Origin of the sequence: Anaerovibrio sp. (assembly GCF_024697385.1) — a bacterium.
Taxonomy (GTDB): Bacteria; Bacillota; Negativicutes; order Selenomonadales; family Selenomonadaceae; genus Anaerovibrio.
The window spans coordinates 1-6,586 of sequence record NZ_JAILFV010000039.1; the positions used below are offsets into that span (position 1 = coordinate 1).

Genomic DNA, 6,586 nt, shown 5'->3' on the forward strand with positions numbered 1-6,586 from the left:
CATTCCTACGAAAATTGTGGTATTATTCATATAGTGACCTCCTTTTGTATGCGGTAATCCCTGTTACCCTTTGATTTATCATCTTTAGTATACAGGTAAATCCACGTTGCTACAAAGTGGAGGTCATTACATATTGTCTAACTTCGTGTCGCAACGAGGTGGGAGATATGATCACCACCTGTTAAAGATTGTCCCCCCACCTATAGAGGGGAGGGGACATCTTACAGCGAGTTATAAAAATTTAATATGAAGACAAGAGTTGTGTCAATATTACATACTTGACAAATAGGTAATTAGTGTATATCGTTAGAATTAATAATGTTGTAAGGTTAGGTGAAGGTAAATGATATATTTGGATAATGGGGCTACAACCTTTCCAAAGCCGGAGATAGTTTATCATGCAGTGGATGAGTTCGCCCGTTATAATGGAGTCAATGCAGGAAGAGGAGCCTATAAGGCGGCCAGGGAGGCCAATGCCATGATTAAAAAGGTAAAGAACATGCTACTTAGCCTCATTGATGCAAGGGAACAGGCGGAAATAGCCTTTACTCCCTCGGTTACGATTGCCCTAAACATGGTGATCAATGGTTTGGATTATGAATCAGGCGATGTAGTTTATGTCTCCCCTTATGAGCATAATGCAGTACTTCGCCCCCTGCATCTATTGGTTAAGCGCAGGGGAATCAAGGTAGTAGAGCTGCCATTAAAAGATGATTTATCCATTGATTTGGAGCACACCGCAGTCATGTTTCAAAATGAACACCCTAAGCTGGTGTGTATGACAGCCGTTAGCAATGTTACGGGATATGTGTTGCCGGCCGGAGAAGTTTTTACCATGGCTAAGGAGTATGGGGCCTTTACTCTTTTGGATGGAGCACAGGCAGTTGGCTTGCTGAAAATTAACTTTGCCAAAACAAAGGCCGATGCGCTTGCCTTTGCAGGTCATAAAACTCTATATGCTCCCTTTGGGATAGCGGGGCTTTATATTAAAAATGGGGTGGATTTGGCAGAATTTATTGTAGGTGGTAATGGTATTAAGGCAGAAAATCCAGCTATGCCCAGTTATATTCCGGCTAAATTGGAAAGTGGCAGCATGGATTGTGTGGCTATTGCCGGATTGGCAGCATCCTTAGATTGGTTAAAGGGAGTAAATCCATGGCAACAGGAAGAAGGATTAACGAGCTATTTATTGGGCAGACTTTCAACTGTGCCGGATATTATCATTTATAAGGCCCCGGATGGTGCAGGTAACCAGGCTGGAGTCGTATCGATAAATATAAAAGGTTTTCGGGCCAATGAAGTGGCGGCAATTTTGGATTATAAATATGATATTGCAGTACGGGCTGGGCATCATTGCGCTGGACGCATTCATCACCACCTTAATAATAAAGCTTATGACGGTACAATAAGGATAAGCTTCGGGATGTTTAACACCAGGAGAGATATAGATAAGTTGATTGATGCACTCAAGCAGATAGACCGAAAAATTTTGAAAAATATCGATGATGAGATTATACGGGGAAATTGTTAGGCAATACATGAGGAGGAGGACTATGGGCTATCAAAAGTTATTTTCACAGGGACAAATCGGATCCTTATGCTTAAAAAATCGTGGCATTATGATGCCAATGGCCACTGATTTGGCTGATCATGACGGGGTGGTTACTCAACGGCAGATAAAATATTATCAGGAACGGGCCAAGGGTGGTGTGGCTATGATTATTCAGGAATACACAGGAGTAGATGATGTGGATAGTATCCCATCCATTCATAATCTGCGTGCAGCCAGGGATTATCATATATCTGCCCTGGAGGAACTGGTAGATGCTGTTCATTTATATGATTGCAAAATTATTGCTCAATTACATCACGGTGGTGCAACATCTAATCCGGATTTCACCGGACGGAAGAATATTGCGCCTAGTGCGATTCCGATTGCTGAGGGTCGTCCCGTTCCACGGGAAATGACATTGGAGGATATAAAAAGAGTACAGAACAAGTTTATTGCAGCGGCCATACGGTGTAAAAAAGCGGGATATGATGGAGTGGAGCTACATGGGGCTCACGGCTATCTGATTGCTCAATTTTTTAGTAAATATTACAACCGTCGCCAGGATCAATATGGCGGTAGTGTGGAGAATCGGGCTCGATTTTTGACTGAGATAATTTATGGTATCCGGAGGGAACTGGGAAATTATCCGATTTTGGTTCGTATGTGTGGGGATGAAATGACTGACGAAGAAGGTTTTCTGTCATTGTCAGAGGGACTCGAAATCGCCAGGGAATTGGAAATTGCTGGGATAGATGCTATTGATATCAGTAACGGCAGTGCCAGAAACGGTGATGCCAATTGTGAACCATTTTCTTACACACCTGGCTGGAAAAAACATGTAGCAAGGGCATATAAGATGGCCTTGGGAATACCGGTAATTGCCACCAATACCATAAAAAATCCAGATTTTGCGGAAAAATTGTTGTCTGAAGAAGTGTGTGATTTTGTAGGGTTAGGCCGTTCCCAGCTGGCTGATCCATTTTTTATGAATAAAGCTCATCAGGGAAAAAGTGAAGATATAAGGCAGTGCATTGGCTGTCTGTATTGTCGTGAGCGGGTGCTGCGGGACGCTATGCCCATACGCTGTACTGTTAATGCCCGTACGGCACGGGAAATTGAAATTCCCCAATTATGTAAAAATGGTAATGGTAAAGCAGTAGCAGTGATAGGTGGTGGCCCGGCTGGTATGGAAGCTGCCTTGGTACTGGCAAAAAGGGGATTTTCTGTAACCCTGTTTGAAAAAAGAAAGCAACTTGGTGGTATGTTGAATGTTGCCGACAAGCCACCATTCAAGGAGAATATTACTCGTTTGCGAAAAACCATGGAATTACAGCTGAAAAAACTGGGGGTGAAGATCAATCTGGGATGTGCAGGAACGGTTGAAGAAATATCCTCTATTAGTCCGGCAGGTGTAGTGATAGCCTGCGGGGCAAAACCTGTTATTCCCCCTCTGTCTGGAATTGATGGAAAGAATGTTTATTTGGCAGAGGATGTGGTGGCCGGACAAAAGGTAGTACCTCCCGGTCGTGTAGCAGTGGTTGGTACGGGGCTTACGGGGCTTGAGACGGCCAGTATGCTGGGGAAGGCTGGAAATAAAGTGCTGCTTGTGGAAATGGCTGATGACATTGGACCGGGTATTTATTCCGCAATACGCAATGATGAGCTAAGTCGCGTGCTTTCTTATGACCCGGCTATATATGCCGGTCATAGACTGTTATCCATTGAAGAACAGGGAATTTTGGTAGAGAATGTAACAGACCATCAGTTGCAGTTATTGGAGGTAGATAGTGTCGTGCTGGCCCTGGGAGTAAAACCTGATGTAAAATTTGTCCGGGGATTATTAGCACAAATGACGACCTGTGAGATAAGAGTTGTAGGCGATGCCCGTCGTGGCGGAAGAATCGGCGATGCTATCCGGGATGGCTTTGAAGCAGGTGCTACCCTTCAGAATGATAATTAAAAGCATGCTAAAAGGGGCTGAGCATATAGTCAGTCCCTTTTAGTATGTGTATTTTAAATAAAGGGTGTATAAAATGCAGCCTGATGGATAAAATTTTTATTCCGTGAAATTGCGATTGTGATTAAAATGTCCCGGATTAGCTACCGGAGCTATGGTGCTTACCCATCGGTTGGTGTAGTTGAAGAAACCGGCGACAAAAGCAGCTTCCAAAATTTGGTGGTCATCGAGACCTGCATCCCGTAGTTTATCGACCTGTGCCTGATCAATTTCCTGCGGATGGGCGGTGACATACCAGGCGTACTCGCATAGAGAGTAGTCAACCTTGGTTAGCTCATTTTTCGCTGCCCGATAATTGTGGGAAATAGTATCCACCAACTGTGGATTCTTCCATAAGCCCCGTAAATTATCACCATGTGTTGTGAGGCAGTAATGGCAGCAGTTATAAGACGATACTACTACTCCAATCATTTCCTTTTGAGCATCACTTAAATAGCAGGAATCATTATATAATGATGATTTTAAATTAAGGAAGCCAATGTATTCCTTGGCATTTAGGGGTAAAATTTTAAATAGGTTGTTAATAAAACCCCAATTTTTTAACATTGCCTTGACACTTTTATCAAACAGGGCATATTCCTTGTCAGTCATATCGGAACGATCCGGCTTTTGCAGTCGTGACAATTGTTCATCAAATTTTAAAGCCATATTATTTCCTTTCTTTGAGTATCCAGTATATCATTCTTCTTTAGGTGCAATTGCAAAGGCACGGGCCGGGAAGCCAACTGCATGCTTTAATCTCGGGAAGGCTGTAATGATGATTGCCCCAGTGGGTGGCAGTTGGTCAAGATTGCGCATAACTTCTATCTGAAATCGGTCCACAGAAAGGATGTATTGTTCACCGGGGTAAGGATAAGCTCCTTCCCTGGTTGTTATAAATCCTGGGTCAGTATCTGCCGGTTCATGGCCAATGGCCCCTATATTGCGTTCTTCCACCAGCCATTTTATGGCCTTTACATCCCAGCCGGGATAGTGTGGGATACCATTTTCGTCAGGATTATCCAAATTGGCTTTCTTGTGCCAGTCAGAACGAAAGGCTACAAAGGCTCCTTCAGGGATTTTTCCATAATTCTTTTCCCAGTCCTTAATATCATCAACTGTTAAAATGAAATCCGGATTGGCAGCGCATTCGGCTGATTTATCGATTATTACCAGTGGAAATACCAGCTCATTTACTTCAATATTGCTAAGAGAGCGTCCATCAGCATGAAAATGAATTGGGGCATCAACATGGGTGCCGTACTGACTGGCTACACTGTACTGATAGCAACGCATTGGCGCAAGCTTATCTTTAGGTGTGCCATCAGCATAGTCGAATAATAAGTCCTGTTGTAATGGTTTAAACCCATACCAATGTGGTGTCTCCGGGCTAAGCTCGTGAGTAAGGTCGACCCATTTGTATTTTGGACTCTTTAAATCAGCTACTAAATTCCATAAAGTTGTATTTGCCATACTAATTCCTCCTGTAATGCACATGTTAAGAGGGTGAAAGCCTCATACATCTGTTAGTATATTGGGATTATTATTTACTTTAATGCTCAATCAATGGAAATTGTCCATCCGTACTTGTCCTCAACCTTGCCCCATTGAATACCTGTAAGGTAATCATAGAGTTTCTGGGTTAGGCTGCCGATTGCAAAGCCATTGATAGTAACCTCATCACCTTTATAGTTCAAGGCACCAACTGGTGAAATAACAGCTGCGGTGCCGCAGGCAAATGCTTCTTGTAATGAGCCATTGTGACCAGCGGCCATTAGGGTGTCAATATCCATCCTTTCTTCCCGGATTGTTATATTCCAGTCCCGTAGGATATGAAGAATGGAATCGCGGGTAATACCTGGTAAAACAGTGCCCTCGGTAGGTGCGGTCCAAAACTCACCATTGATGGAATAAATGAAATTCATTCCACCGGCTTCCTCCACATATTTGCGCTCTGCACCGTCCAACCACAGCACTTGTGAATAGCCAAGCTTTTCAGCCTTTTCCTGACCAATCATGGCTCCTGCATAGTTTCCACCACACTTGGCAAAACCGGTGCCACCTTTTACTGCCCGTACATATTCGTCTTCTACCAGAATTTTTACAGGGTTAATTCCTTCGGCAAAATATGCACCAACCGGACTTAAAATAATTGCAAAGGTGAAGCGGCTGCAATTATGCAAAGCAATTTGCCCTTCACTGGTGAACATAAATGGACGAATATATAGTGATGTGCCAGGCTCAGAGGGCACCCAGTCCTTGTCCACGCGAACAAGGGCCTTGCAGGCTTCGACAAATAATTCAACCGGTACCTCAGGCATGCAGAGCCGTTTGTTTGAATTTATAAGTCGTTTGGCATTCATTTCCGGACGGAAAAGATGAATTGATCCATCAGGATGGCGATACGCCTTTAGTCCTTCAAAAGTTTCCTGGGCGTAGTGGAGAGCTACTGCATCAGGTTCCATAGGTATGGGTCCATAGGGGACTATTTGGCAATCGTGCCATCCTCTTTCTGGAGTGTAATCCATGAGAAACATGTGATCGGTAAGAAACCTACCAAAGCCCAACGCATTTTGGTCAGGTTTTTTCTTTGGTGCGGTTGTGTGAGTGATTTTAATGTTCATAATCAAGCTCCCTTCGTTCATGTTTTCTTTTAAACATATTAAAAAGATAGGTTTAAAAGATTAATTAAGATTATAGCAGGAAAAGTAAAGAGGTCAAGAAAAAAATAATCTTTTTTGCTTAACAAGGCCATTATTTTATTTTCATGATTAATTTTGGTTGATTATGGAAAAATATCAGCTACTGCGGTATAACTTAAAAATTGGTAAACTAATTGAAAAATTTTACTAAAAAAAGGGGAAGCAATGATGTGCCCTCTGTCTCTTTGACAGGGGCATATCATAAAGCTTCCCTTTTTTTGTGTCATTTTATTAACAGCCTGGTGCGTTATTCCTGCCAGCATATATATACCGCTAATATTCCATTTCCTATGGAAACAGTAAAATCCCCATGGTATTCGTCGGCCTGAACATTGC

Annotated in this window: 5 protein-coding genes; 2 read left to right on the plus strand and 3 right to left on the minus strand. The window is 42.9% G+C overall.

Features of this window, described 5'->3' with window-relative positions; all coding sequences use genetic code 11:
* Positions 1 to 343 precede the first annotated feature (343 nt).
* Entirely contained in the window at positions 344 to 1,531 is a 1,188-nt protein-coding gene (locus K6C05_RS02090; RefSeq protein ID WP_296730752.1) for an aminotransferase class V-fold PLP-dependent enzyme, read from the plus strand.
* A gap of 22 nt (positions 1,532 to 1,553) precedes the next feature.
* Positions 1,554 to 3,512 carry an NAD(P)/FAD-dependent oxidoreductase gene (locus tag K6C05_RS02095; RefSeq protein ID WP_296730754.1) on the plus strand — a complete coding sequence of 653 codons (1,959 nt, stop codon included), beginning with the start codon at positions 1,554 to 1,556 and terminating at the stop codon, positions 3,510 to 3,512.
* A 96-nt stretch (positions 3,513 to 3,608) separates the two neighbouring features.
* Here K6C05_RS02095 and K6C05_RS02100 read toward each other — a convergent pair whose 3' ends face one another.
* The 3 genes from K6C05_RS02100 to K6C05_RS02110 form a co-directional block, all read right to left on the minus strand.
* The gene (locus K6C05_RS02100; RefSeq protein ID WP_296730756.1) at positions 3,609 to 4,217 is read right to left on the minus strand and encodes a peroxidase-related enzyme; all 609 of its coding nucleotides are present in this window, start codon (positions 4,215 to 4,217) and stop codon (positions 3,609 to 3,611) included.
* A gap of 30 nt (positions 4,218 to 4,247) precedes the next feature.
* Positions 4,248 to 5,021 carry a cyclase family protein gene (locus K6C05_RS02105; protein WP_296730758.1) on the minus strand — a complete coding sequence of 258 codons (774 nt, stop codon included), beginning with the start codon at positions 5,019 to 5,021 and terminating at the stop codon, positions 4,248 to 4,250.
* An 86-nt stretch (positions 5,022 to 5,107) separates the two neighbouring features.
* Complete coding sequence (locus K6C05_RS02110) at positions 5,108 to 6,193, minus strand: branched-chain amino acid aminotransferase (RefSeq protein WP_363317151.1); 1,086 nt, start codon at positions 6,191 to 6,193, stop codon at positions 5,108 to 5,110.
* Between the last annotated feature and the right edge of the window lie 393 nt (positions 6,194 to 6,586).